At 72.7% G+C, this 23933-nt stretch carries 23 protein-coding genes; 16 read left to right on the top strand and 7 right to left on the bottom strand.

Going from position 1 to position 23933, the window contains the following annotated elements; translation table 11 throughout:
• The first annotated feature begins 78 nt into the window (after positions 1-78).
• Complete coding sequence (locus BS83_RS18375; protein ID WP_051943278.1) at positions 79-1362, top strand: hypothetical protein; 1284 nt, start codon at positions 79-81, stop codon at positions 1360-1362.
• Here BS83_RS18375 and BS83_RS18370 read toward each other — a convergent pair.
• A complete protein-coding gene (locus BS83_RS18370; RefSeq protein ID WP_084713653.1) occupies positions 1316-2635 on the bottom strand; it encodes a glycosyltransferase family 87 protein in 1320 nt (439 codons plus the stop codon). The genes BS83_RS18375 and BS83_RS18370 overlap by 47 nt on opposite strands.
• Positions 2636-2684: 49 nt before the next feature.
• Between BS83_RS18370 and BS83_RS18365 the strand changes: the two genes are divergently transcribed.
• Positions 2685-3815 (top strand): glycosyltransferase family 4 protein, encoded by a 1131-nt coding sequence (locus BS83_RS18365; RefSeq protein ID WP_037604836.1) that lies wholly within the window; start codon positions 2685-2687, stop codon positions 3813-3815.
• A gap of 320 nt (positions 3816-4135) precedes the next feature.
• On the opposite strand, the gene BS83_RS18360 is transcribed toward BS83_RS18365, so the two are convergent.
• On the bottom strand, positions 4136-5932 hold the full coding sequence (locus tag BS83_RS18360) for an AMP-dependent synthetase/ligase (protein WP_037604835.1): 1797 nt from the start codon (positions 5930-5932) through the stop codon (positions 4136-4138).
• Positions 5933-6108: 176 nt separating this feature from the next.
• Here BS83_RS18360 and BS83_RS18355 point away from each other — a divergent pair, with 176 nt between their 5' ends.
• The 7 genes from BS83_RS18355 (at position 6109) to BS83_RS18325 (ending at position 11885) form a co-directional block, all read left to right on the top strand.
• Positions 6109-6876: a metallophosphoesterase family protein gene (locus BS83_RS18355; protein ID WP_051943276.1), complete on the top strand. Its 768-nt coding sequence runs from the start codon at positions 6109-6111 to the stop codon at positions 6874-6876.
• A 141-nt stretch (positions 6877-7017) separates the two neighbouring features.
• A complete protein-coding gene (locus BS83_RS18350) occupies positions 7018-7449 on the top strand; it encodes an SRPBCC family protein (protein WP_037604833.1) in 432 nt (143 codons plus the stop codon).
• Positions 7449-8630, top strand: coding sequence for an ArsA family ATPase (locus BS83_RS18345; protein WP_037604832.1), 1182 nt, complete (start codon positions 7449-7451; stop codon positions 8628-8630). Before BS83_RS18350 ends, BS83_RS18345 begins: the two co-directional genes overlap by 1 nt.
• A 44-nt stretch (positions 8631-8674) precedes the next feature.
• Positions 8675-9169 (top strand): DUF5304 family protein, encoded by a 495-nt coding sequence (locus BS83_RS41910; RefSeq protein ID WP_051943274.1) that lies wholly within the window; start codon positions 8675-8677, stop codon positions 9167-9169.
• Positions 9170-9322: 153 nt separating this feature from the next.
• A complete protein-coding gene (locus tag BS83_RS18335; RefSeq protein WP_037604831.1) occupies positions 9323-10264 on the top strand; it encodes an ROK family glucokinase in 942 nt (313 codons plus the stop codon).
• An 86-nt stretch (positions 10265-10350) separates the two neighbouring features.
• Positions 10351-11121, top strand: a complete 771-nt coding sequence (locus tag BS83_RS18330) for an endonuclease/exonuclease/phosphatase family protein (protein WP_037604830.1) — start codon at positions 10351-10353, stop codon at positions 11119-11121.
• A gap of 302 nt (positions 11122-11423) precedes the next feature.
• Entirely contained in the window at positions 11424-11885 is a 462-nt protein-coding gene (locus BS83_RS18325) for a sensor domain-containing protein (RefSeq protein WP_037604829.1), read from the top strand.
• Positions 11886-11943: 58 nt separating this feature from the next.
• Here the strand turns inward: BS83_RS18325 and BS83_RS41905 are convergent, their stop codons facing one another.
• Together BS83_RS41905 and BS83_RS18315 are read right to left on the bottom strand one after the other, a co-directional pair.
• Positions 11944-12441, bottom strand: coding sequence for a hypothetical protein (locus BS83_RS41905; protein WP_051943273.1), 498 nt, complete (start codon positions 12439-12441; stop codon positions 11944-11946).
• A gap of 5 nt (positions 12442-12446) precedes the next feature.
• The gene (locus tag BS83_RS18315) at positions 12447-13208 is read right to left on the bottom strand and encodes an alpha/beta hydrolase (RefSeq protein ID WP_037604828.1); all 762 of its coding nucleotides are present in this window, start codon (positions 13206-13208) and stop codon (positions 12447-12449) included.
• Positions 13209-13412: 204 nt separating this feature from the next.
• On the opposite strand from BS83_RS18315, the gene BS83_RS18310 reads away from it, so the two are divergent.
• From BS83_RS18310 to BS83_RS18295, 4 genes are all read left to right on the top strand, one after another.
• Positions 13413-14138, top strand: a complete 726-nt coding sequence (locus BS83_RS18310) for a lysophospholipid acyltransferase family protein (RefSeq protein ID WP_037604827.1) — start codon at positions 13413-13415, stop codon at positions 14136-14138.
• Between the two features lie 13 nt (positions 14139-14151).
• Positions 14152-15390, top strand: coding sequence for a MacS family sensor histidine kinase (gene macS, locus BS83_RS18305; protein ID WP_232248406.1), 1239 nt, complete (start codon positions 14152-14154; stop codon positions 15388-15390).
• Positions 15387-16076 (top strand): response regulator, encoded by a 690-nt coding sequence (locus BS83_RS18300; RefSeq protein ID WP_037604826.1) that lies wholly within the window; start codon positions 15387-15389, stop codon positions 16074-16076. Before macS ends, BS83_RS18300 begins: the two co-directional genes overlap by 4 nt.
• A gap of 63 nt (positions 16077-16139) precedes the next feature.
• Positions 16140-17165, top strand: a complete 1026-nt coding sequence (locus BS83_RS18295) for a 6-phosphofructokinase (protein WP_037604825.1) — start codon at positions 16140-16142, stop codon at positions 17163-17165.
• A 43-nt stretch (positions 17166-17208) separates the two neighbouring features.
• On the opposite strand, the gene BS83_RS18290 is transcribed toward BS83_RS18295, so the two are convergent.
• Complete coding sequence (locus BS83_RS18290) at positions 17209-17745, bottom strand: YceI family protein (protein ID WP_037604824.1); 537 nt, start codon at positions 17743-17745, stop codon at positions 17209-17211.
• A 108-nt stretch (positions 17746-17853) separates the two neighbouring features.
• Between BS83_RS18290 and BS83_RS18285 the strand changes: the two genes are divergently transcribed.
• Complete coding sequence (locus tag BS83_RS18285) at positions 17854-18339, top strand: MarR family winged helix-turn-helix transcriptional regulator (protein WP_037604823.1); 486 nt, start codon at positions 17854-17856, stop codon at positions 18337-18339.
• 7 nt (positions 18340-18346) lie between these two features.
• Here the strand turns inward: BS83_RS18285 and BS83_RS18280 are convergent, their stop codons facing one another.
• Positions 18347-19840 carry a serine/threonine-protein kinase gene (locus BS83_RS18280; RefSeq protein WP_051943270.1) on the bottom strand — a complete coding sequence of 498 codons (1494 nt, stop codon included), beginning with the start codon at positions 19838-19840 and terminating at the stop codon, positions 18347-18349.
• Positions 19841-19979: 139 nt separating this feature from the next.
• Complete coding sequence (locus BS83_RS18275) at positions 19980-21908, bottom strand: anthranilate synthase family protein (RefSeq protein WP_037604822.1); 1929 nt, start codon at positions 21906-21908, stop codon at positions 19980-19982.
• 306 nt (positions 21909-22214) lie between these two features.
• On the opposite strand from BS83_RS18275, the gene BS83_RS18270 reads away from it, so the two are divergent.
• Together BS83_RS18270 and BS83_RS18265 are read left to right on the top strand one after the other, a co-directional pair.
• Complete coding sequence (locus BS83_RS18270) at positions 22215-23564, top strand: class II 3-deoxy-7-phosphoheptulonate synthase (RefSeq protein ID WP_037604821.1); 1350 nt, start codon at positions 22215-22217, stop codon at positions 23562-23564.
• 120 nt (positions 23565-23684) lie between these two features.
• Entirely contained in the window at positions 23685-23921 is a 237-nt protein-coding gene (locus BS83_RS18265; protein ID WP_037604820.1) for a (2Fe-2S)-binding protein, read from the top strand.
• The last annotated feature ends 12 nt before the right edge of the window (positions 23922-23933 follow it).

Below are 23933 nucleotides of genomic sequence, written 5' to 3'. Positions count from 1 at the left end.
GTGCCGAGACCCGAGCCCGAGAGCGGACCCGCCTCACCGACGGAGCCCCGGGGCGGCCATGGGCCGACCCGGCGCCGGGTGCTCAGGTACGCCGCCGGTCTCGCGGTGCTCGGCGGGGGCGGCACCACCGCCTGGCGCGCCTGGGCGGACGCGGGGGACGACCGGCGCGAACAGCGTCTGGCGGGCGTCGTCCGCACCCTCGACCGCCGCTCGGCGGCGGTCCGGGCCCGCGACGCGGCGGCGCTGGCCGCGACCGTCGTGCCGGACCCCGGTGCGGCCGGGCTGAGACGGCGTCAGTACCAGTTGGTGGCGAACCTCGCCCGGGTGCCGCTGGCCCAGTGGACCTGGCGCGTCGTCTCCGTCGACGCCTATCCGCTGCCCGCCGCGATCGGCGGCGGCGAGCGGGTCGCGGTGCGGGCGGAGCTCGGCTACCGGTTCACCGGATTCGACGCGCAGCCGGTGACGGCGACCCAGTACCTCACCTTCGAGCGCCAGGCCGACGGCGAGTGGCTGCTCGCCTCGGACGGCGACCACCCCGGCGGCGACGTGCAGCTGTGGGACCTGGGCCCGGTGGGCGTCGTGCTCGGCCGCTACAGCATCGTGCTCGGACTGCGCGAGCAGGCGGTGCTCGCCGCGATCGGCGCGCAGGCGGACCAGGCGGTGCCCGCTGTCAGCGCCGTCTGGGGGAGTGGCTGGGGACAACGCACGGTGCTGCTCGCGCCGCGGAGTACGGCCCAGTTCGGCGCCCTGCTCGGCGCGGACCCGGCCGGCTTCACCGGCCTCGCCGCGGTGACCACCGGCGAGCTCGGCGCGGCGGACCGCGGCCGCACCGAACGGATCACGATCAACCCCGCGGCCTGGGACGGCCTGAACGCGCTCGGCCGCCAGGTGGTCACCACCCACGAGACCACACACGTCGCGACCAGGACCCAGACCGAGCGGTGGACCCCGCGCTGGCTCTCCGAGGGCGTCGCCGACTGGACCGGATTCCTCGGCACCGGCCGCACCCCGCGCGAGATCACCCCCGAGCTCGCCGCGGCGGTGGCCAGGGCCGGCGCCGCCGGGCCCGACCTGCTGGCGGCGCTGCCCGCCGACGCCGCCTTCGCCGGCACGGGCGCCGGGACCAGCCTGCAGCAGGCCTACCAGGAGGCCTGGTTCGCCTGCCGCACGGTGGTGCAGCGCTACGGTCAGCAGAAGCTGGTCGCGCTCTACGCGGCGGTCGCGGCCGACGGCGGTGGCCAGGGGGCGCAGCAGAGCCAGGACGCCGTCCTCGACCGGGCGCTGCGCGGCACGCTGGGCCTCGGTACGGCGGCCTTCACCGCGCTGTGGCGCGCAGATCTGCTGGCGGCGCTGCGACCGTAGCCGTCCGCCCCGGTGCGGCCACGGCCGACGGCCCGACCGTCGAGCGCCAGAGCCGGACGCAGGCCAGGACGGCCGCCGCCAGCAGCAGCAGGTTTCTGACGGAGATCAGCGCGGCGCCGATCGGGGTCCGGTTGACCAGATCGCCGAACATCACCGGGAACTCGAGCGTCGTCAGCGGGACCGCCGCGAGCAGCAGCCAGGCCACCGGTCGCTGGCAGCTGCCCCGCACCGAGAGGCAGACGGCCGCCACGCCGATCAGCCAGACCAGGTACTGAGGGCTGATCACCCTGCTGGTCACGGTGAACAGCAGCAGTGCCGCGAGCCCGGCGTCGGCCCCCGTGGCGGCGCTCCAGCGCTCGGCCCGCAGCCGCCACAGCCCCAGGAACCCGAGCGCCAGCGCGGTGAGCACGAGCATCAGCCGGCTCACCGCGTGCACGTGCGGTCCGAGGAACTCCAGCGAGCCGTAGTGCATCTGGGTTCGGCCGTGCCAGTGCAGGAAGAGCGAGGCGAAGTAGAAGGGCAGCGCGCCCAGCGACTCGATCTCGATGCCCCGGCTCTGCTGGAAGTCGAGGAAGGAGAAAGCACCGGTCATCGACACCGCGACGAGGAAGCAGACCGCGATCCCGGTCACCGCGCAGGAGACCCAGGCCCGCAGGCCCCGGCGCCCCGGTGCCACGCCGACCAGCAGCAGCACCGGCCACACCTTCAGCAGCGCGCCGAGGTTGGCCAGCGCCCCGGCCAGCCGCGGCCGCTCCGTCAGCGCGAGCAGCGCGACGACGCCGAACAGCGTGACCACCAGGTCGAACCGGCAGTAGACGGTCGGACCCAGCAGCGGCACGGCGACAGCCCACAGCCGCGCCCCGTCCCACCGGTCCGGCCCGCCCCCCTGGCCCTGCCGGCGGCGCAGCAGCAGGAACATCACGGCCGCGTCGCAGGCCACCACGAGGGTGAGGAACCCGGTGAAGTACGAGCCTGGCAGCCACAGCGGAACCATGATCACGGCTGCCGCCAGCGGCGGGTACTGCCAGGTCACGTCGTCCATCGGGTAGGTGCCGGTGCGCAGCACCTCCGCCCAGCCCTGGTAGATCACCTTGACGTCGCTGGTGACGTCCATGTGCGGCAGCTGGAGCACGCCGAGCACCATGAGCAGCACCAGCAGCCGACTGGACGACCAACCGGCCCAGGCCGGGAGCGTGGGCGGCGCAGGGAACGCGGACAGCGGCCTCCGCCTGCGCCGTCGGCTCTCGGGGTCGCCGTCGGCGAATGTCCGCATTGCCCTATCGTACGGATCAGCCCTCTCCGGACCGAGGAACGCGAACGCAGTGAACAAGACCCTGATCGTCACCAACGACTTCCCCCCGCGCCAGGGCGGCATCCAGACCTTCGTGCACAACATGGCGACGCGGCTGCCCGCCGACCGGGTCGTCGTCTACGCCTCCACCTGGCGCGACGGCAGCGAGGTCCGGCGCTTCGACGCGGAGCAGCCGTTCGAGGTGGTCCGCGACCGCACCACGATGCTGCTGCCGACGCCGCGGGTGACCCGGCGGGCCACGGAGCTGCTGCGGGCACACGGCTGCGGTTCGGTCTGGTTCGGCGCGGCGGCCCCGCTGGGCCTCATGGCGCCGGCGCTGCGCCGCGCGGGCGCGGAGCGGCTGCTCGGCATGACGCACGGCCACGAGGCGGCCTGGGCCCAGCTGCCGGGCTCCCGGCAGCTGCTGCGCAGGATCGGCGCGGGCACCGACACGCTCACCTATCTCGGCGAGTACACCCGCTCCCGGATCGCCTCGGCGGTCGGCCCGGCGGCGGCGTCGCGGATGGTGCAGGTCCCGCCCGGGGTGGACGAGAAGACCTTCCACCCCGGCTCCGGCGGTGCGGAGATCCGGGCCAGGCTGGGGCTGACGGACCGTCCGGTGGTGGTCTGCGTCTCCCGTCTGGTGAAGCGGAAGGGCCAGGACACGTTGATCCGCGCCTGGCCCGCGGTGCTGGCCAGGGTCCCGGACGCGGTGCTGCTCGTCGTCGGCGGCGGCCCCTACCGCGCGGACCTGGAGAAGCTGGCGGAGGCGACCGGCGTCGCCGCCTCGGTCCGCTTCACCGGCGCGGTCCCGTGGGAGGAACTGCCCGCGCACTACGGCGCGGGCGACGTCTACGCGATGCCCTGCCGGACGCGCCGCGGCGGCCTGGACGTCGAGGGCCTCGGCATCGTCTATCTGGAAGCCTCCGCGACCGGCCTCCCCGTCGTCGCCGGCGACTCCGGCGGCGCGCCGGACGCGGTCCGCGAGGGCGAGACGGGCTACGTCGTCCCCGGCCACGACCGCGGCGATCTCGCCGCCCGCCTGGTCGAACTCCTCGGCGACGACGCGCTGCGCGCACGCATGGGCGCGGCCGGCCGCCAGTGGGTCGAACAGTCCTGGCGCTGGGACCTCCTGGCGGACCGCCTGGAGAGCCTCCTGTAGTTGCACCCTCCTCAGGAGCGCGAGGAACTGCCCGCTCCGCCGCGCGGGCGTGTCACTTCGGAGCAGAGGGCCAGTTGCACCACCTCAAGGGCGCGGGGAACTGCCCGGTTCCGCCGCGTGGGCGTGTCAGTTCGGAGCAGAGGGCCAGTTGCACCCTCCTCAGGGGCGCGAGGAACTGCGCGACAAGCCACTGATGAGCGGATGGTCCTCAACGTGCAGGGCCATCCGCACAGGGCGGTTTCTCGGGCAGTTCCTCGCGCCCCTGGAGGCAGTGCCTGGTTGCTCGCGTGCATGAGCCCCGCGCCCCTGGAGGGGCGTGCTCAGCGCGTGTAGAGCGCTTCGACGTTGGCGGCGAAGTCCTTCATGACGACGCCGCGCTTCAGCTTCAGCGAAGGCGTCAGGTGGCCGGACTCCTCGGAGAAGACCGTGTCCAGGATCGCGAACTTCTTGACCGCCTCCGCGTGCGAGACCGCCGCGTTGCCGTCGTCGACGGCCGCCTGGACGGCGGCAAGCAGGTCGGTGTCGCCGGCCAGGTCGGCGACGGTGGCCGCGTCCGGCTTGCCGTGGAGCTTCTTCCAGGCGGGGAAGAACTCCGGGTCCACGGTCACCAGCGCCGCGATGAAGGGCCGGCGGTCGCCGACCACCATGCACTCGGCGATCAGCGGGTGCGCCCGGATGCGGTCCTCGATCACGGCCGGGGCGACGTTCTTGCCGCCGGCGGTGACGATGATCTCCTTCTTGCGGCCGGTGATCGAGAGGTAGCCGTCGTCGTCCAGCGCGCCCAGGTCGCCGGTGGCGAACCAGCCGTCCCGGAGCGCCTCGGCGGTCGCCTCGGGGTTCTGCCAGTAGCCGGTGAAGATCTGCGGGCCCTTCAGCAGGATCTCGCCGTCCTCGCCGATCCGGATCGAGGAGCCCGGCAGCGGCTGGCCGACGCTGCCGATCCGCGGCTCGTCGTGCGGGTTGAAGGCGGTGGCCGCGCAGGTCTCGGTCAGGCCGTAGCCCTCCAGCACGGTGAAGCCGATGCCCCGGTAGAAGTGGCCCAGCCGCTCGCCCAGCGGCGCGCCGCCGGAGATCGCGTGGGTGGCCCGCCCGCCGAGGGCGTTGCGGAGCTTGCTGTAGACCAGCGCGTCGAAGAGCTTGTGACGCAGCTTCAGGCCGAGGGAGGCGCCGGCCGCCGAGTCCAGCGCCCGGCTGTAGGCGATGGCGGTGTCCGCGGCCCGGTCGAAGATCTTGCCCTTGCCCTCGCTCTGGGCCTTGGCTCTCGCCGCGTTGAAGACCTTCTCGAAGACCCGCGGCACACCGAGGATCAGCGTCGGCCGGAAGGAGGCCAGCTCCGCGGTGACCTCCTTGATGTCCGCGACGTGACCGATGCGGATCGGCGCCATCGCGGCGGCGATCTCGGCGATCCGGCCGAGCACGTGGGCCTGCGGAAGGAAGAGCAGCACCGACGAGTGGCCGGGCCGGAACAGCGGCTCCAGACGGGTGGTCACGTTGCCGAGCTCGGCCATGAAGTTGGCGTGCGTCAGCATGCAGCCCTTGGGGCGGCCGGTGGTGCCGGAGGTGTAGACGAGGGTCGCCAGCGAGTCGGGGCCGAGCGTGGCCCGGCGCTCCTCGACGGCCGCGTCGGAGACCTCGGCGCCCGCCCGGATCAGCTCCTGCAGCCCGCCGGCCTCCAGCTGCCACAGCTGCTTGAGGTCGTGCAGCCGCTCGCGGACCTCGCCGATCACGGCCTCGTGCCGGGGCAGCTCGGCGATGCAGGCGACGGCGCCGGAGTTGCCGAGGATCCACTCGACCTGCTCGGCCGAGGAGGTCTCGTAGACCGGCACGGTAACCGCGCCGGCGCACCAGATGCCGAAGTCGAGCAGGGTCCACTCGTAGCGGGTCCGCGACATCAGGCCGACCCGGTCGCCGGGGCCGACGCCGGAGGCGATCAGGCCCTTGGCCACGGACCTGACCTCGGCCAGGAACTCGGCCGCGGTGCGGTCCTCCCAGACGCCGTCCACCTTGCGGGCGACCAGCGGCAGGTTCGGGTACTGCTCGGCGTTGCGGTGGACCAGATCGGTGAGGTTTCCGCCGCTCGGCACCTGGTAGAGCGCCGGAAGGCTGAACTCGCGCAAAGCACTGCTCCTCGATCTTCGAAGCGCCGGTCCGGTGGGGAACCGGGCGCTGTCACGGCCACGCTGCTGGACGCCAGGACGTTACTAGCGGGTAGGAGTCTGTGAACAGATGTACTCGCCAAGGTGTTCCCAGGGTCACACTCGGTCCAGAGTAGGGGCTGGCTAGGCTGGCAGTCATGCGGGTCCATGTGGTCAGTGACGTGCACGGCAACAGCGAGGCGCTGGCGCGCGCGGGGGAGGGGGCGGAGGCGCTGGTCTGCCTCGGCGACCTCATCCTCTTCCTCGACTACGCCGATCACCGGCGCGGCATCTTCCCCGATCTCTTCGGCGCGGAGAACGCGACACGGCTGGTCGGGCTGCGCACCCAGCGGCGCTTCGACGAGGCGCGCGCCCTGTCCGCGGAGCTCTGGGCGGGGATCGGCACGGACCGGCGCGAGGCGATCGAGGGAGCCGTGCGCCGCCAGTACGCGGAGCTCTTCGCCGCCTTCCCCGAGCCCACCTACGCCACCTACGGCAACGTCGACCTGCCGCTGCTGTGGCCGGAGTTCGCCCGTGCGGGCGTCACCGTGCTGGACGGCGAGAGCGTGGAGATCGGCGGACGCCGCTTCGGCTTCGTCGGCGGCGGGCTGCCCAGCCCCATGCGCACGCCGTTCGAGATCTCCGAGGAGGAGTACGCGGAGAAGGTCGCCGCGCTCGGGCGGGTCGACGTGCTCTGCACCCACATCCCGCCGGCGCTGCCGGAGCTGACCTACGACACCGTGGCGCGGCGCTTCGAGCGCGGCAGCGAGGCGGTGCTCGAGGCGATCCGGACCACCCAGCCGGACTACGCCCTCTTCGGCCATGTGCACCAACCGCTGCGGCGCCGGATGCGGATCGGTCGGACCGAGTGCGTGAACGTCGGCCACTTCAACGCGACCGGGCGGCCCTGGGTGCTCGACATCTGACGGACACGCGAGGGGCGGCCGATGCACAACTGACGCCCCTGCCGGGCCCCTCCGTCCGAACGGGTGCCCCCGGACGCGGTAGCCTCAGGGCGGGATCTCAGGGCGAGACACCGACAGCAGGCGAGAGGCGGAGGCCAGCCGATGGCGGAGCACACCAGGTCGAGCACCACGATCGACGCGACCCCGGCCCAGGTGATGGCCGTGATCGCGGACTTCGCGGCGTACCCGGTGTGGACCGGGGAGGTCAAGGAGATCGAGGTGCTGGCCGCCGACGCCGAGGGCCGCGCGGAGCAGGTCCGGCTCCTGCTGGACGCCGGCGCGATCAAGGACGAGCACGTCCTCGCCTACACCTGGGACGGCGACCGCAAGGTCAGCTGGACGCTGGTGAAGAGCCAGATGCTGAAGTCCCTCGACGGTTCGTACACCCTGGCCCCGTCCGGCGCCGGCACCGAGGTCACCTACCAACTGGCCGTGGACGTCAAGATCCCCATGCTGGGCATGATCAAGCGCAAGGCCGAGAAGGTCATCATCGACCGCGCGCTCGCCGGGCTGAAGAAGCGCGTCGAGGGCTGATGGCTCCGCGGCTCGTCCTGGTCACCGGCGCCGGCGGCGCGGGGCGCAGCACCGTCGCGGCCGCCACGGCGGCCCTGGCCGCGGAGTCGGGCGAGCGCGTCCTGCTCGTCGCGGCCGACGACCCGCACCGCGCCGTCGACGGACTGCTCGGCCACCGGCTGAGTGCGGAGCCGCTGCGCGTCGGCTTCGAGCCGGGGCTCTTCGCGCTCAAGCTCGACGAGCAGGCGGCCTTCAAGGCTGCCGGAGCCCGCCTGCTGGAGCGCGCCAAGCCGCTGTTCGACCTGCTCGGCGTGGAGCCGCTGGAGCCGGAGGAGCTGACCGCCCTGCCCGGCGCGCGCCAGCTCGCCCTGCTCGACGCCCTCCGCACGCACGGGCGCGAGGAACCCGCCGGCGGCTGGGACCTGGTCGTCGTCGACGCGCCGCCCGTGCACGAGCTGGTGCCCGCCCTGGGCCTGCCCGCGCAGCTCGACGCCTACCTGGCCCGGCTGCTGCCGGACGAACGCCAGGCCGCCCGCGCGCTGCGGCCGGTGCTGGCCGGACTCGCCGGCGTGCCGATGCCCTCGCAGTGGCTCTTCGAGGCCCGCGCCTGGGCCTCCGCCGAGTTCGCCGAGGTGCGGACCGTGCTGGAGGCGCCGGGCAGCACCCTGCGCCTGGTCGTCGCCCCGCCGCGGGGACCGCGGGCCCGTGCCGAGCTGCGCCGGATGCGCGCCGGACTGGCCCTGCATCAGCTGCCACTGGAGTCCGTGGTCGTGAACGGCGCGCAGCCGGGTGCGGAGCTCTCCGCGCTCGCCGCCGAGACGGGCGTTCCCGTCCATGTCGTGGGCGACCTCGGACGCGAACCCGAGCGGTCCGACCTGGGCGGTCTGGCAGCGCCGGCCGCCCTGGTGACCTGGACCGACAGCCGGGCCCGCGAGGCGGTCGCCTGGCAGGTGGAGGACCGGCTGGACACCCCGGACCGGGTGCTGGTCTGGCACATCCCCCTTCCCGGCGCGGAACGCGGCGACCTCGACCTGGTCCGCCGCGGCGACGAGCTCGCCCTCGGTGTCGGCCCCTACCGGCGCACCGTTCCGCTGCCCTCCGCGCTGCGCCGCTGCACGGTCGCCGGGGCCGCGCTGCGCGACGGCCTGCTGTCGGTGCGATTCGCTCCCGACCCTTCCCTGTGGCCCGCCCCGCTCAGGTAGCGTCGAAGGCAGACGAACCTCCGGGCCCATGAAGGAGATGCACGATGACCAGTGCTGACGACAGCGCCGAGCAGCGCCCGGACGCGGACGTGTGGGCGGAGGCGGTGGCCGAGCAGCAGCAGAACGAGACCGAGCCGGTCCCCTTCGTCAAGGACGAACCCGCGGTCGCCGACGAGCCGGCCGCCGCTCCGGCCGCGGAGCAGCCCGCAGGTGAGTCCGGCGACGCGAAGGGGCAGCGGCCGTCCGGCGGCCCCGAGCTGCCCTTCGGCGCCGACCTCGGCCCGCTGGTGGACGAGGTGCGGAAGTTCGCCTCGGCCGTCGGCGAGAAGGTCAGCGCGGTCGGGAACGGCGGCAGCGACCCCATGGAGGTCCTGCAGAACCTCGCGGCCCCGCTGCGGACCAAGAACCCCGCCGTCTACGGTCACCTGCTCGCGGCGGGCGGCGAGCTGATCGCCGCGTACCGCGCGGCGGTTTCAGCCTCCGAACGCCGCTGGTCCGCTCCGAAGCAGAACGGCTCGGAACACATCGACCTGGACTGATCCTCGTCGGCAGACTTGTTTACGACTTCTGAAGCCGCGAAGTGGAGGCTCAGTCACCCTGTCTTCGGCTAATGTACGCAGAGGTGTGTACCCGCCCCCCTGTGGGCGGGTACGGTACCGCCCAGCGGGGAACCACCGAAGACTGAGGGACACATGGGACTCACCATCGGCGTCGACGTCGGCGGCACCAAGATCGCAGCCGGCGTCGTGGACGAGAACGGCACGATCCTGGGGCGCACGCGCGTGCCGACGCCTGCCGATCCGCAGTGGGCCGTCGGCGCCATCGCCGACGCCGTCACGGAGTTGCGTCGCGACCACGAGATCACCGCGGTCGGCGTCGGTGCGCCCGGCTACATCGACCGCGGGCGCTCCACGGTCATCATGGCGCCCAACATCGACTGGGAGAACGAGCCGCTCAAGACCCGTATCGAGGACCTGGTCCACCTCCCCACGGTGATCGAGAACGACGCCAACGCGGCCGCGTGGGGCGAGTTCCGGTTCGGCGCGGCGGCCAGCCACCAGGACATGATCATGGTGACGGTCGGCACCGGCATCGGCGGCGGCATCGTCATCGAGGGCCGGATGCACCGTGGAAGTTTCGGCGTGGCGGGCGAGATCGGCCACCTGAACATGGTGCCGGACGGCCTCCCCTGCGGCTGCGGCTCGAAGGGCTGCTGGGAGCAGTACGCCTCCGGCCGGGCCCTGCGCCGCTACGGCCGCGAGCACGCGGCGGCCGACCCGGTGCGCGGCAAGCGCCTTCTCGAACTGAACGAGGGCGTCGCCGAGACGATCACCGGAAGCCAGATCACCCAGGCCGCGAACGAGGGCGATCCGCTGGCCCTGGACGTCTACGACGAGCTGGCCGACTGGCTCGGCCGCGGCCTGGCCGACCTGGCCTCGCTCTTCGACCCCGCGGTCTTCGTGCTCGGCGGCGGCGTCTCGGACTCGGGCCGACTGCTGCTCGACCCGGTCGCCAAGGCCTTCGAGAAGTACCTCATCGGCGGCGTGCACCGGCCCCGCGCCGAGGTCGTGCTGGCGACGATCGGTTCGGCCGCCGGCATCATCGGCGCGGCGGACCTGGCCCGCCAGGCCTAGCCCGCGCCCGACGCCCGCTCGGTTCCACGCGACGCGCCCGCACCGTGATCGGTGCGGGCGCGTCCGTCTGCTGCGACACTCGGAGGATGGACTCCCTTGCGGCGCACCAGACGTGGGACCTCCCGGCCTCGGGGCCGCAGCCGGACGGATCCGAGGTCGTCCGCGTGGTCAGCTACAACATCCGCTCGTTGCGGGACGACCGCACGGCGGTGGTGCGGGTGCTACGGGCGCTGCAGCCGGACCTGGTCTGCATCCAGGAGTCCCCGCGCTTCTGGTTCCCCCGCCCGCAGGCGGCCTGGCTGGCCCGCTCGTCGGGCCTGATGGTCCTCAGCGGCGGCAAGTCGGCCTCAGGGCCGCTCCTGCTGGGGCGCCTGCGCGCCCAGCCCCTCTCGGTCCACGACGTCTGGCTCCCGCGCACCCCGGGCCTCCACCAGCGCGGCTTCGCCACGACCGTGGTCCGGCTGGGCTCGGCCAGGCCCTTCTCGGTGACCAGTTGTCATCTGTCCCTGGACCGCGACGAGCGCTACCGGCAGTTCGAGCTGCTGGGGGAACACCTGGACGGCCTGGACGTCGCCGCGCACGTGGTCGGCGGCGACTTCAACGAACACCCGGGCGAGCGGGGTTGGGACCTGCTGGCCTCCCGCCTCCGGGACGGCTGGGCGACGCGCCCCTGGGGGAACGAGTTCAGCTCGGTACCGAACAACCCCCACCAGCGCATCGACGGCGTCTTCGCCACCCCGGACATCGAGGTCCTCGCCTGCGGCGTCCCCGCCGACGGCTTTCCCGGCCTCCGCCCCAAGGACCTGATCCTCGCCACCGACCACCTCCCGGTCGTGGCGGCCCTGCGCGTCCGGTAGACGCTCCGCCCGAGCCGGGTTCCCCTGCACACGTGCCGCGGTGGCATCGCTCCTGGGCAGGGGTTTGCCCGGGATGTCGCCCGACGGCGCCATGGCGGGGTCGCATCCCTCTTGAAAGGGACGATCCCAGGCTCCAAGGTCATCCCATGCCCCTGCTCCCGAGGGTCCTGGCGGCCGCAGCCCTGCTCGACGCCCTGACATCCTGCACGCGTCCCGCCGGTGCCGAGGCCGCTCCGGCACCGCCTGCCCCCGGGGGCCAACTGAGCTCGTGGCTGCTCAGGGTTCCACCCGAGGCGACACCCGTGACCCAGCCCCAGGGGCAGCTGAACCTGTCGGAATTCATCGACGCCTTCTACCTCCCGGCCAGTCGTCGACCGGGGCTGGCGGTGGCCGTGCGGCGTGGGTACAGGAGCGCGGCATTCCACGGGTGGTTCAACGACAACGGGACCGAGGACGACGTCTTCCTCGTGGAATTCGCGACCCCCGACGACGCGACAGGCATGTTCCGGAGCGTCGTCACGTCGTGGCGCGGTGATGCGGGCGCGTCCGTGTTCGTCGACCCGGCCGTCCACGGCTCGGGTTGGCAGAGAAGCGTGATGGACTCCGCGGGGGAGTACGGCGTCAAGGTCGCGGCCGTGGTCGGAAACGTCATGGTCGAGGTGAGGCACTACGACCCATCGGCCCCGGACCGGAAGGCAGCGACCGACCTGATCGGACGCCAGTGCGCCTTGCTGGCCCACAAACCGGCTTCCCTGGTGACCTGAGGGCTGCCCCGACCGTCCACTCGGCGGCGACGGCCCCTGTGACGCGCCTCCGGCGCGGTCAGACGACCGCGCCGTGGTTGGGGTCGTCGTCCTGGTCGTCCTCGTCGGGGTCCCTCATGCGGGCGACGAGGGTGACCACGCCGCCGGCGGCGCACATGACGCCGAGGAAGGTGGCCATGCTGGGCAGCACGGCGAAGCCGCCGAGGAGAGCCAGGACCACGCCGCCCACCAGGGCGAGCAGGGCCAGCTTCGTCGCGGGTTCGGCCGTGATCGGGGGAGGCGGCGGGGGGACGTAGTGGTCCTCGTCCGGGTCCTCCGCAGGAGACCACGCGCGGGGGTCGACCGGTGGGACCGCCTGGACCACCGGCAGGGGTCTGATCACCGGCCGGGGCCGCGCCTGGGGGGCGAAGTCGGAGAGGTCGGCGACGTCCTCCGCCTCGGGCCAGCTCCGCGCGTCCTCGGCGACCGGCTCGTCGAAGCCGGCGACCAACTCTGCGAAGAGCTCGTCGTCCGAGCGGGTGGGTTCGGGGCGCTCCGCGCCCTCGGGCTCGGCCATCGCGCTCAGCCCTTCGCCGCGGGGACGGTCAGCCGGCGCACGAAGTCCACGCTGCCGTCGAAGATCGTCTCGGCGTCGTAGTCCAGCGTCGCCACGTGCAGGCTCCGTTCGAGGAGGCGCTCCTCCACGTCCTGGCTGCCCACGCGCTCCAGCAGCATCTTGCCGCTGCTCGGCGCGACCACGTTGTCCTTCGGGCTGCGGAAGAGCAGCAGCGGCTGCTTCACCGTCGGGAGCTCGCCCTGGACGATCTTGGTGAGCTGCTTCATCGAGTGCGCCGCGTGCAGCGGGGTGCGGGTGTAGCCGCCCTCCTCGACACCGGGCTTGGCCACGTCGTTGGCGATGCCGGGGAAGCTCGGGACCAGGTGGCGCACCACCGGCAGCGCCACATGCGCCTGTCCCGGCATCACGACCAGCGGGTTCACCAGGACCAGACCGCTGAGCCTGTCGCCCTGCTGCGCGGCGAGGTGCAGCGAGAGCAGGCCGCCCATCGACAGGCCGAAGACGAAGACCTGGTCGCACTCCTCCGAGAGGCTGAGGAACTCACGCTCGATCGTCGCGTACCAGTCCGGCCAGCGGGTGGTGTTCAGGTCCTTCCAGTGCGTGCCGTGGCCCGGCAGCAGCGGCAGCGAGACGCTGTGGCCCTCCGCGGCGGCCCGCTCGGCCCAGCCTCGCATCGAGAACGGCGAGCCGGTGAAGCCGTGGCAGACCAGGATCCCCACGGGCCCCCCGTGGTGGCGGTACGGCTCGGCGCCGGGCAGCAGCGGCATCGGTGGTCCTTCCCCAGGGGATCGAACAGGCGTCTCGAACGTGCGCGGATGAACATGGCGCGCCAGTAGCGCCATCGTCCCATGTCGGCAACGCAGCCGTACAGCTTCCGTGTTCCCGGCGGGAGCGGGTCGGGCCCGGGTGGAGGGAGTTTGCGGGAAACCGGACTAAGGTTCTCGTTGGTCAGGTGAGTATGGAGGTCAGGCTTGTTCTACCGGCTGATGAAGTTGATCGTCGCCCCGCTGCTGAAGATCTTCTTCCGTCCGTGGGTCGAGGGGATGGAGAACATCCCCGACGAGGGCCCGGCCATCCTGGCCAGCAACCACCTGTCGTTCTCCGACTCCTTCTTCCTGCCCGCCCTCATCCCGAGGCGCAGGGTCACCTTCATCGCGAAGTCGGAGTACTTCACCGGGACGGGGATCAAGGGCAAGTTGACGGCGGCCTTCTTCAAGGGCGTCGGCCAGCTCCCGGTGGACCGCTCCGGCGCGCGTGGCGCGGGTGAGGCGGCGATCCAGAGCGGCATCGCGGTGATCCGCAGCGGCCAGCTCTTCGGGGTCTACCCCGAGGGGACCCGCTCGCCCGACGGCAGGCTCTACCGCGGCAAGGTCGGCGGCGTCGCCCGGATCGCCCTGGCCACCGGCGCGCCGGTGATCCCGGTGGCGATGATCGACACGGAGAAGCTGCAGCCGCCCGGCCAGGTGCTGCCCAAGTTCGGCGTGCGGCCCGGCATCCGGATCGGCCGGCCGATGGACTTCTCGCGGTACCACGGCATGGAGAACGACCGGTTCATCCTCCGGTCGGTCACCGACGAGGTGATGTACGAGATCATGCGTCTCTCCGGCCAGGAGTACGTCGACATCTACGCGACGGCGGCCAAGCGCCAGATCCAGGAAGCCAAGAAGCAGCAGAAGAAGCAGCAACAGCAGCCGTAGCGGGGGGCAGGGCGTGGGCAGGACCGACAGCGCGATACGGAAGCGGGCCGAAGGACCAGGGGGATCGTTCTCCGTCGAGCAGCCGCTGTGGATCGCCGTCAGCGCTTTCCGGCTGCTCACCGTCCTGTACGCCGTCGGCCGCTACGCCGAGCACGAACAGCACTACGTGAACCAGGTCGGCGCCTGGATCTACCTGGGCGTGCTCACGGCCTGGACGCTCGGCACCGTGAAGGTCTTCTGGTCGAAGGCCAACTGCAGCCGGCGCTGGCTGGCGGTGGATCTGGCCCTGGTCGTGCTCGGCATCCTGCTGACCCGGACCTTCGACGCGCACCGGTGGGTCGTCGGCGGGGACGTCACGCTGCCGACGATCCGTGCCGCGGGCAGCGTGCTCGGCTTCGCCGTCTACGGCGGGTGGCTGCCCGCCGCCGTCGCCGGTCTGGTGGTCGGCGTCGCGAACATCGTCGAGGCCGGCAAGCCGACCTCGACCAACGTGCACAACATCGTGCTGCTGCTGCTCGCAGGCGTCGCCATCGGCTTCGTGGTCGAGCTGGCCCGCAGGAGCGAGGAGACCCTCGCCCGCGCGCTGGAGATCCAGGCCGCCACCAGGGAGCGCGAGCGGCTGGCCCGCGACATCCACGACGGGGTGCTCCAGGTGCTGACGCTGGTCAAGCGGCGTGGCGCGGAGCTGGGCGGCGAGGCGGCCGAGATCGCCGCGCTGGCGGGCGAGCAGGAGGTCGCGCTCCGGGCGCTGATCGCCGAGGGGCTGGGGCCTGTTCCCTCCCCGAGGTCGGCCGCGGACGCCGATCCGGACGCGCCGCAAGACCTGCGGGTGCTGCTCGCCCCGCTGTCGGGGACCAGGGTCAGCGTCGCGCAGCCCGGCACGCCGGTGCTGCTGCCCGCCCGCGCGGCGGCGGAGCTGAGGGCGGCCGTCGGCGCGGCGCTGGAGAACGTCCGCCGGCACGTCGGCGAGCAGGCGCAGGCCTGGATCCTGGTCGAGGACGAGCCCGAGGCCGTCGTGGTCAGCGTGCGGGACGACGGGCCCGGGTTCGACCAGGCTCGGCTGGGCCAGGCGGAGCGCGAGGGCAGGCTCGGCGTCTCGCAGTCCATTCGCGGCCGGTTGCGGGATCTCGGCGGCACCGCCGAGATCTTCTCCGCGGCCGGGCAGGGCACCGAGGTCGAACTGCGGGTGCCGAAGACCGTTCCCGGGCAGCGAGCCCGCAACCAGAAGTACAGCCAGGAGGGGCAGCGATGACGGAGACGGCGGAGCAGCAGGCGGCTCCGATCAGGGTCATGGTCGTCGACGACCACCCCATGTGGCGCGAGGCGGTCGCGCGCGACCTCTCCGACGCGGGCTTCGACGTGGTGGCCACCGCGGGCGACGCCCGCGAGGCGGTGCAGCGCGGGCGCGCGGTCAAGCCCGGCGTGGTCGTGCTCGACCTCAACCTGCCCGACAAGCCGGGCGTCGAGGTCTGCCGCCAGCTGATGGCCGCCGAGCCCGCGCCGCGGGTCCTGGTGCTCTCCGCCAGCGGCGAGCACGGCGACGTGCTGGAGGCGGTGAAGTCCGGCGCGACGGGCTACCTGGTCAAGTCGGCCAGCCGGGACGAGCTGCTGGACGCGGTGCGCCGCACCGCCCACGGCGACGCGGTCTTCACGCCCGGCCTTGCGGGTCTGGTGCTGGGGGAGTTCCGCCGCCTGGCGGCCGAGCCGGTCCCCGCGGGTCAGTCGGAGTCGAGCGCGCCCAAGCTCACCGAGCGGGAGACCGAGGTGCTGCGGCTGGTGGCCAAGGGCCTCCCCTACAAGGCGATCGCCGACCGCCTGGTGCTCTCGCCGCGCACCGTGCAGAACCACGTCCAGAACACCCTGGGCAAGCTGCAGTTGCACAACCGGGTGGAGCTGGTGCGCTACGCGATCGAGGCGGGGCTCGACGAGGAGGGGTGAGATTCCGCCGACCGGCCCTACCGTGAAGTGACAGGCCGTCACATCTGCGGGAGGGGAACGCTCATGCGGATCGGAGTGCTCACCGGCGGTGGGGACTGCCCCGGGCTCAACGCGGTGATCCGGGGCATCGTGCGCAAGGGAACGCAGGTCTACGACTACGAGTTCACCGGCTTTCGGGACGGCTGGCGCGGACCGCTGGAGAACACGGTCACCCAGCTGGGCATCGCCGAGGTGCGCGGGATCCTGCCGCGGGGCGGCACCATCCTCGGCTCCTCGCGGACCAATCCGCTGCGCGAGGTCGACGGGGTGCGGCGGATCAAGGAGAACCTGGCCAAGCGCGAGGTCGACGCGCTGATCGCGATCGGCGGCGAGGACACCCTCGGCGTCGCCGCGGCGCTGGTCGAGGAGGGCGTGCCGGTGGTGGGCGTGCCGAAGACCATCGACAACGACCTGGCCGGCACGGACTACACCTTCGGCTTCGACACCGCGGTCGGCATCGCCACCGAGGCCGTGGACCGGCTGCACACCACGGCGGAGTCGCACCGGAGGGTGCTGGTCATCGAGGTGATGGGCCGGCACGCCGGGTGGATCGCGGTCCACTCGGGGATCGCCGGCGGCGCCAACGTGATCCTGATCCCCGAGCGGCGCTTCGACATCGGGCAGGTCTGCGCCTGGGTCGAGCAGCGCTTCCGGATCAACTACGCGCCGATCGTGGTCGTCGCCGAGGGCGCCATGCCGCTGGAGGGGCAGATGGTGCTGAAGGACCAGAGCCGGGACGCCTTCGGGCACGTCAGGCTCTCCGGGATCGGCGAGTGGCTGGCCGCGGAGATCGAGCACCGCACCGGCCAGGAGGCCCGCACCACCGTCCTCGGCCACCTCCAGCGCGGCGGCACCCCGAGCGCCTTCGACCGCTGGCTGGCCACCCGCTTCGGGCTGCACGCGGTGGACGCGGTCCACGAGGGCGCGTTCGGGCAGATGGTCGCGCTGCGCGGCACGGACATCGTCCGGGTCCCGCTGGCGGAGGCCACGGCGAGCATCAAGACGGTGTCGCCGGAGCTCTACGAGGAGTTCGACGTCTTCTTCGGGTGAGCGACTTCCTCGCAGGCGGGGTGAGCGGGTGCGGCGCGGTCCTTCACTGCTTGCGGAAGGCGGCGGTGACGGTGGCGGTGGTGCGGCCCTTGATCATGCCGAGCTTGCTCCACCCGAGGCCGAAGCGGTCGCGGTCGAAGGTGGTCCGCGCGGTGAGGGTGACCGAGTCCTGGCCGGCGTCGCTGACGGCGGCGGTGAACTGCAGCGGCTCGGTCACGCCCCGCACGGTGAGGCTCCCGGTCACCAGGACGCTGCCGTCCGCGGCCGCCTCCGCGCCGCTCACCTGGAAGGTGAGCTCCGGGTGGTTCTCGACGTCGAAGAAGTCGGCCGAGCGCAGATGCGCGTCGCGCTTGGCATGGCCGGTGTCCAGGGAGGCGGTGGCGACGGTCAGCGTGCCGGACGCCGGGCCGCCCGCGGCGGGGATCTCTCCCTCGCCGCTGACCGTGGCGAAGCGTCCCTTCACGTTGACCAGGCCCCACATCGTCTTCTGTTCGATGCGGACCTCGGAGGCGGTGGCGTCGAGCCGGTAGCGACCGGCCGGGAGCGCGGCGGTGGTGGCGGCGACGGCGGGAGTGGACATGGCGGTTTCCTTCGCTGAATAGCTATCTGGATATTTACTAGCTGGTTAGACAATAGCTGGTATTGCTAACCTGGACAAGAGCAGGTGAGGACGAGGGAGGACGGCGCGATGGCCGAGCACACGGGGGAGCGGGGCTGTCCGGACGCGGCGGATCTGGCGCTGCTGGAGCAGTGGAACACGCTGCAGTCGGGGTTCCGCAGACTCACCGACCAACTGCTCGCGGACGTCGACAGCAAGGCGGGCATCGCGCCCTCGGAGTTCCAGGTGCTCTGGTACCTGCTCACCTCGCCCGAACAGAGCGCGCCGATGAACCAGCTGGCCGCGACGCTGAACTTCACCACCGCAGGCACCACGAAGGTGGCCGACCGGCTCACCGAGGCCGGTCTGATCCGGCGTCAGACCTCGTCGGCCGACCGCAGGGTGGTGCTCGCGACCCTCACGGCGCAGGGGCAGGAGGTCGCGATGGCGGCGGCCCTCGCGCTGGCCGGGGCGCTGCGCGACCGCGTGGTCACGCCGTTGGGGCCGGACGCCTTCACCGCGCTGGCCGACCGGATGCGCGCGCTCGACCCGCATCCGCAGCGGCCCTGCCGCTGAGCGCGGGTCAGCGGCCGGGGGAGAAGGTCTGCTCGGCGACGTCCGCGATCTGCAGGACGCGCTGGGCCTGCTCCTTCGGTCCGGAGGCCCAGAGGGTGTAGGTGCGTCCGCGGGAGGTCCACAGGGCCAGATCGGAGACCCGGGCCGGGCCGCCGGCGCCGTTCCAGGTGAAGGAGCAGATCGCGACGATTCCGCCGTGCAGCAGCAGACTCGTCGGTCCGTTCGCCCGGTAGCCGGGGTAGCCCTTGGGACCCGGGCAGACCTGCGCCTGCGGGGGCACGGTGCTCACGCCGTCCTGGACGCGGATGCCGACGCGGTAGAGACCCTCCGGCTGCCCCGGCGCGAAGGGCGAGTTGTAGTAGACGCGGCTGCCGTCGGTGCTGTCCACCGAACGGTCCCAGCCGGTCGGCACCGCCAGCGTGAAGCCGCGCGGGTCGCGCACCGGGCCGAAGCCCGCGGGCGCGGTGACGGAGGCGGCGGTCGTGGCCGACGCACCGGCCGAGGCCGGGGTTCCCCCGGAGGCCGAGGGGGACGCGGTCGCGTGCGAGGCGCCCAGCCAGGCGTTCATCGCGAGCCCGCCGGCGACCGCCGCCGCGACGACGAAGAGCGCCCCGCCCGCCAGCACGGCGGGCGAGCGCCGCCGCGAAGGAGGCGGCGGCAGCGGCACGGTGGAGCCGGGTCCGCCGCGCAGGAAGCCTGCCAGCTGCGCCCGCACCAGGGCCGGGTCGGGCCGCTTCTCCGGATCGCGCTCCAGCAGCGGGAGCACCACGTGCGCCAGTGGCCGGGCCCGCTCCGGCAGGGTGATCTCGCCGTAGGCCACCGCGTGCAGCACCGCCGTCACCGAGGTCCGCTGGAACAGCGACCGCCCGTCCAGGGCCGCGACCAGCAGGGCGCCGACCGACCACAGGTCCGAGGCGAGGCCCGCCCGGTCGCCGTGGAGCCGCTCCGGCGCGGTGAACTCGGGTGAGCCGAGAAAGGCTCCCACCTCGGTCAGCGTGGCCGCGCCGTCGACCTGGGCGATGCCGAAGTCCGTCAGCACCCAGCGGTCCTTGGCCCGCTCCCAGAGCACGTTGGCCGGTTTGACGTCACGGTGCAGGATGCCCAGCTCGTGCGCGGCGCTCAACGCGTCGAGGACGGCCAGGCCGAGCCGGGCGCACTCGGCCGGCGGCAGCGGCCCCTCCGCGGCGATCCGAGCCGCGAGCGAGCCCCCGTCGACGAGCTCCATGACGATCCACGGCCGCCCGTCCTCCTCGACCACGTCGAAGACGCCGACGACGCTGCCGTGGGCGATCCTGGCCACCGCACGGGCCTCGCGCAGGGTGCGGTCGCGCTGTTCCTGGCGCTCCTCGTCGGAGAGGCCGGCGCGCAGGTGCACCTCCTTGACCGCCACCTGACGCCCCAGCAGTTCGTCCTCGGCCCGCCAGACGGTCCCCATGCCGCCGCGTCCGAGCTGCGTCAGCAGCCGATACCGCCCCGCCACCACGCGCTCCGTGCCCGACACCGTGCCCCTCCCCGTCATTCACCGTCGAGCCCGCGGCTGTGCCGTGGTCGCTCCGTCCACCCGATGGTGACCTCGTCCAGCATCCACGGACAAGGTCAACATCGGATGGACGACCCCGGCCTGCGGCGGGGATCGGCTCTCAGGCCGATTGTGGCACCAACCGGCCCAGCAGCTCGCTGACGATCGCCACGCCGTCCAGCGTCAGCACCGACTCGGGGTGGAACTGCAGGCCCGCGAAGCCGGGCCCGCGCAGCGCGTGGACGTCGCCGGTGAGCGGGTCCCGGCTCAGCTCCACGCCCCGCTCCGCGAGTTGCCGCGCCGCGGCCTCGTCCGCCCGCGCGGTGAAGGTGTTGTAGAAGCCGACCGTCTCCTCCCGGCCGAAGAAGTCGATCCGCTCCTGCGCGCCCTGGTACGGCGTGGCCTTCCGGTGCAGCGGCAGGCCCAGGGCCTCCGAGAGCAGTTGGTGGCTCAGGCAGACGGCCAGGAAACCCTGCGGGCGACCGGTCGCCACCAGGTGGGCGACCAGCGCGCGCATCGTGTTCATCTTCGGGTCGTCCGCCGCGGGGTCGCCGGGGCCGGGGCCCAGCACCAGCGGGCCCTGGTGCGCGGCGACCGCCTCCGCCAGGCCCGGCAGGTCCCAGCGGCGGACGGTGACCCGGTGGCCGAGTGAGCGCAGCAGATGCGCCAGCATCGAGGTGAAGGTGTCCTCGCAGTCGACGACCAGCGTCTCGTATGCGGCCGGTTGGGCCGACGGACGGCCGGAGGTCTGCATCCGGAGCCAGAACGGCGACAGGTTCTTCCGCCGGGCGTCCAGCGCGGACTGCACCCGGTGGTTCTCCGCCAGCACCGGGGACGCCGCCGCCCCGCCGCGCGCGGGGCGCCGCGCCGGGACCGCGCCGATGGCGGCGAGCACCCCCGCCGCCTTCGCGTGCGTCTCGGCGACCTCGGACTCCGGGTCCGAGTGCCGCACCAGCGTCGCGCCGACGCGGACCGCGAGCCGGCCGGTGGCCGGGTCGATGTCGGCGGTACGGATCAGGATGGGGGAGTCCAGGGTCTGCGCGCCCCCGGCGGTGCGGCCGATCAGGGCGAGCGCGCCGGCGTAGTAGGCACGCCCGGTCGGCTCGTGGCGGGAGATCACCCGGGTCGCGTTCTCCACCGGGCTGCCGGTCACGGTCGCCGCGAACATGGTCTCGCGCAGCACCTCCCGCACGTCCAGCGAGGTGCGGCCGCGCAGCTCGTACTCGGTGTGCGCGAGGTGGGCCATCTCCTTCAGCCGCGGGCCGAGGACCTGGCCGCCCAGATCGCCCACCGTGCACATCATCTTCAGTTCCTCGTCGACGACCATCGTGAGCTCCTCGAGCTCCTTCGGGTCGTGCAGGAAGTCCACCAGCGAGGCGAGCGAGGGGCCCTCGGCCGGATAGCGGTAGGTGCCCGAGATCGGGTTCATCACCACCGTCCCGGCCGTCTGCCGCACGTGCACCTCCGGGCTGGCCCCGACCAGCACCCGATCAGGGGTGTACACCAGGAAGGTCCAGTACGCGCCGCGCTCCTGTTCGAGCAGCCGCCGGAAGAGGGTCAGCGCGAGTGCGGGGGAGAAGTCCGCGAGCGTCCCGGTGAAGTCGCGGCGGATGACGAAGTTGGCGCCCTCGCCGCGTCCGATCTCGTCCTCGATCACCCGCCGCACGATCCCCGCGTAGCTCGCGTCGTCCACGTCGAAGCCGCCCTCGCGCAGTTCCACGGGCCGGACCGGCAGGGCCGCCCTGAGCTCGGCGAGCGGGAGCGCGTGCGACTCGCGGATCCGCATCGCCCGCAGCGGCGTGCCGTCGTCGCGGGCGTCGAAGCCGCGTTCGCGGATCTGGCGGTAGGGCACCAGCGCCAGCAGGTCGTGGGTCGGACGGCCGGGAGCGCCCTCGGGCAGCGGCAGTTCCGCCAGCGTCCCGTGGTCGCCCACCTCGCCGAAGAGCAGCTCGACGGTGTCGGGGGCGAGGCGCGGCGTGCGGCGGTGCAGCAGGGCGAACGGCTCGGCGGCCTCGATCAGACGCCGGACGAGAGAACTCGTGTCGGTCACGGTGAGCCTTCCTGGAGCGAGTCGGGTCGGTGACGGGTGTCGGTGACCGCCGCTCGGGGAGGCAGCTCGTCGCAGACGAGAACGGCCGCCCCGAGGGGCGGCCGTGGAAGTCTGCGTGGGTACGCTCGCTAGTGGGCCGCCTCGGGGACGGTCCACCACCAGCTGTAGGCGCTGTAGGAGTGCGACTGCGTGCTCACGGTGCCGAGCGTAGCGGACGCCGGGGGCGGGAGGGGCGCAAGTCCACGACCCGTCTCACTGAGCGGTCAGTTGAGGTCGATCGTTTCCGTGACGACGTAGCCTTGCTCCGTGACCGTGAATGTTGACACCCACGCCCAGGACTACTCCTGGCTGTCCCTTCCCGCGGCGCAGCAGCCTGAATGGCCGGATTCCGAGGCTCTGCGCAAGGTTCTTGCGGACCTCGCCTCGTATCCGCCGCTCGTCTTCGCGGGCGAGTGCGACCAGCTGCGTGCCCGGCTCGGGGCCGTGGCGCGCGGTGAGGCGTTCCTGCTCCAGGGCGGCGACTGCGCCGAGGCCTTCGACGGCGTCTCGGCCGACCACATCCGCAACAAGCTCAAGACGCTGCTGCAGATGGCGGTCGTGCTCACCTACGCCGCCTCGGTGCCGGTGGTCAAGGTCGGCCGGATCGCCGGCCAGTACTCCAAGCCCCGCTCCAAGAACACCGAGACCCGTGACGGGGTGACGCTGCCGGTCTACCGCGGCGACTCCGTCAACGGCTTCGAGTTCACGCCCGAGTCCCGGATCCCGGACCCGGAGCGGCTCAAGCGGATGTACAACGCCTCGGCGTCCACGCTGAACCTGGTCCGCGCGTTCACCACCGGCGGCTACGCGGACCTGCGCCAGGTCCACGCCTGGAACCAGGACTTCGTCCGCAACTCGCCCTCCGGTCAGCGCTACGAGCGTCTGGCCAAGGAGATCGACAACGCGCTCGCGTTCATGAACGCCTGCGGCGTCGATCCCGAGGAGTTCAAGACGGTCGAGTTCTACGCCTCCCACGAGGCCCTGGTCCTGGACTACGAGACGGCGCTGACCCGCACCGACTCCCGCACCGGCCACCTGTACGACGTGTCGGGCCACATGGTGTGGATCGGCGAGCGCACCCGGCAGCTGGACCACGCGCACATCGAGTTCGCGTCCAAGATCCGCAACCCGCTCGGCGTCAAGCTCGGCCCGACCACCTCGGTCGACGACGCGCTGACCCTGATCGACCGGCTGGACCCGGACCGCGAGCCCGGTCGGCTGTCCTTCATCACCCGGATGGGCGCGGGCAAGGTCCGCGACCTGCTGCCGAACCTGGTCGAGAAGGTCACCGCGTCCGGCGCGCAGGTCGCCTGGATCTGCGACCCGATGCACGGCAACACCTTCGAGGCCTCCAGCGGCCACAAGACCCGCAACTTCGACGACGTCCTGGACGAGGTCAAGGGCTTCTTCGAGGTGCACCGGGCGCTGGGCACGCACCCCGGCGGCATCCATGTGGAGCTCACCGGTGACGACGTCACCGAGTGCGTCGGCGGCGGCGACGAGGTCTTCGTCGACGACCTGCACCAGCGCTACGAGACCGCCTGCGACCCCCGTCTCAACCGCAGCCAGTCCCTCGACCTGGCCTTCCTGGTCGCGGAGATGTACCGCGGGCAGTAGGGCAGGTCGGTAGGGCAGTGTGACGAAGGCCCCCTCGGTTTCGGCCGAGGGGGCCTTTGCGTTGCCCGGAGCTCTGGGTAAGGTAAGCCTTAGCTCATTCCGAAGCCCTGGAGGACCCCGATGTACGTCTGCGTGTGCCACGCGGTCACCGAGGAGCGGGTCCGTCAGGAGATAGCCGAGGGAGCCACCACCCCGCGCCAGGTCGCCAAGGGCTGCAAGGCCGGCACCGACTGCGGCTCCTGCGTGCGCCGGATCCAGGCGCTGCTCGGCCACGAGGGCGCCCGCCCGTGCCCGACGGCCCGCCTCGCCGCAAGGCTGGGCATTCCGACCGCCGGCGGGGCCGCCGAAGCGGCCTGAGGCCCTGACCGG

The organism is Streptacidiphilus rugosus AM-16 (assembly GCF_000744655.1).
Lineage (GTDB): Bacteria > Actinomycetota > Actinomycetes > Streptomycetales > Streptomycetaceae > Streptacidiphilus > Streptacidiphilus rugosus.
This window is presented reverse-complemented; position numbering and strand designations above follow the sequence as displayed.

What these genes read in the sequence shown, in the direction of transcription:
- BS83_RS18370 (WP_084713653.1), bottom strand. Translation starts at nt 2,635, where the DNA reads ATGCGGACATTCGCCGACGGCGACCCCGAGAGCCGACGGCGCAGGCGG.
- BS83_RS18295 (WP_037604825.1), top strand. Translation starts at nt 16,140, where the DNA reads ATGCGGATCGGAGTGCTCACCGGCGGTGGGGACTGCCCCGGGCTCAAC.
- BS83_RS18350 (WP_037604833.1), top strand. Translation starts at nt 7,018, where the DNA reads ATGGCGGAGCACACCAGGTCGAGCACCACGATCGACGCGACCCCGGCC.
- BS83_RS18345 (WP_037604832.1), top strand. Translation starts at nt 7,449, where the DNA reads ATGGCTCCGCGGCTCGTCCTGGTCACCGGCGCCGGCGGCGCGGGGCGC.
- BS83_RS18330 (WP_037604830.1), top strand. Translation starts at nt 10,351, where the DNA reads ATGGACTCCCTTGCGGCGCACCAGACGTGGGACCTCCCGGCCTCGGGG.
- BS83_RS18315 (WP_037604828.1), bottom strand. Translation starts at nt 13,208, where the DNA reads ATGCCGCTGCTGCCCGGCGCCGAGCCGTACCGCCACCACGGGGGGCCC.
- BS83_RS18355 (WP_051943276.1), top strand. Translation starts at nt 6,109, where the DNA reads ATGCGGGTCCATGTGGTCAGTGACGTGCACGGCAACAGCGAGGCGCTG.
- BS83_RS18300 (WP_037604826.1), top strand. Translation starts at nt 15,387, where the DNA reads ATGACGGAGACGGCGGAGCAGCAGGCGGCTCCGATCAGGGTCATGGTC.
- BS83_RS41910 (WP_051943274.1), top strand. Translation starts at nt 8,675, where the DNA reads ATGACCAGTGCTGACGACAGCGCCGAGCAGCGCCCGGACGCGGACGTG.
- BS83_RS18265 (WP_037604820.1), top strand. Translation starts at nt 23,685, where the DNA reads ATGTACGTCTGCGTGTGCCACGCGGTCACCGAGGAGCGGGTCCGTCAG.
- BS83_RS18290 (WP_037604824.1), bottom strand. Translation starts at nt 17,745, where the DNA reads ATGTCCACTCCCGCCGTCGCCGCCACCACCGCCGCGCTCCCGGCCGGT.
- BS83_RS18285 (WP_037604823.1), top strand. Translation starts at nt 17,854, where the DNA reads ATGGCCGAGCACACGGGGGAGCGGGGCTGTCCGGACGCGGCGGATCTG.
- BS83_RS18335 (WP_037604831.1), top strand. Translation starts at nt 9,323, where the DNA reads ATGGGACTCACCATCGGCGTCGACGTCGGCGGCACCAAGATCGCAGCC.
- BS83_RS41905 (WP_051943273.1), bottom strand. Translation starts at nt 12,441, where the DNA reads ATGGCCGAGCCCGAGGGCGCGGAGCGCCCCGAACCCACCCGCTCGGAC.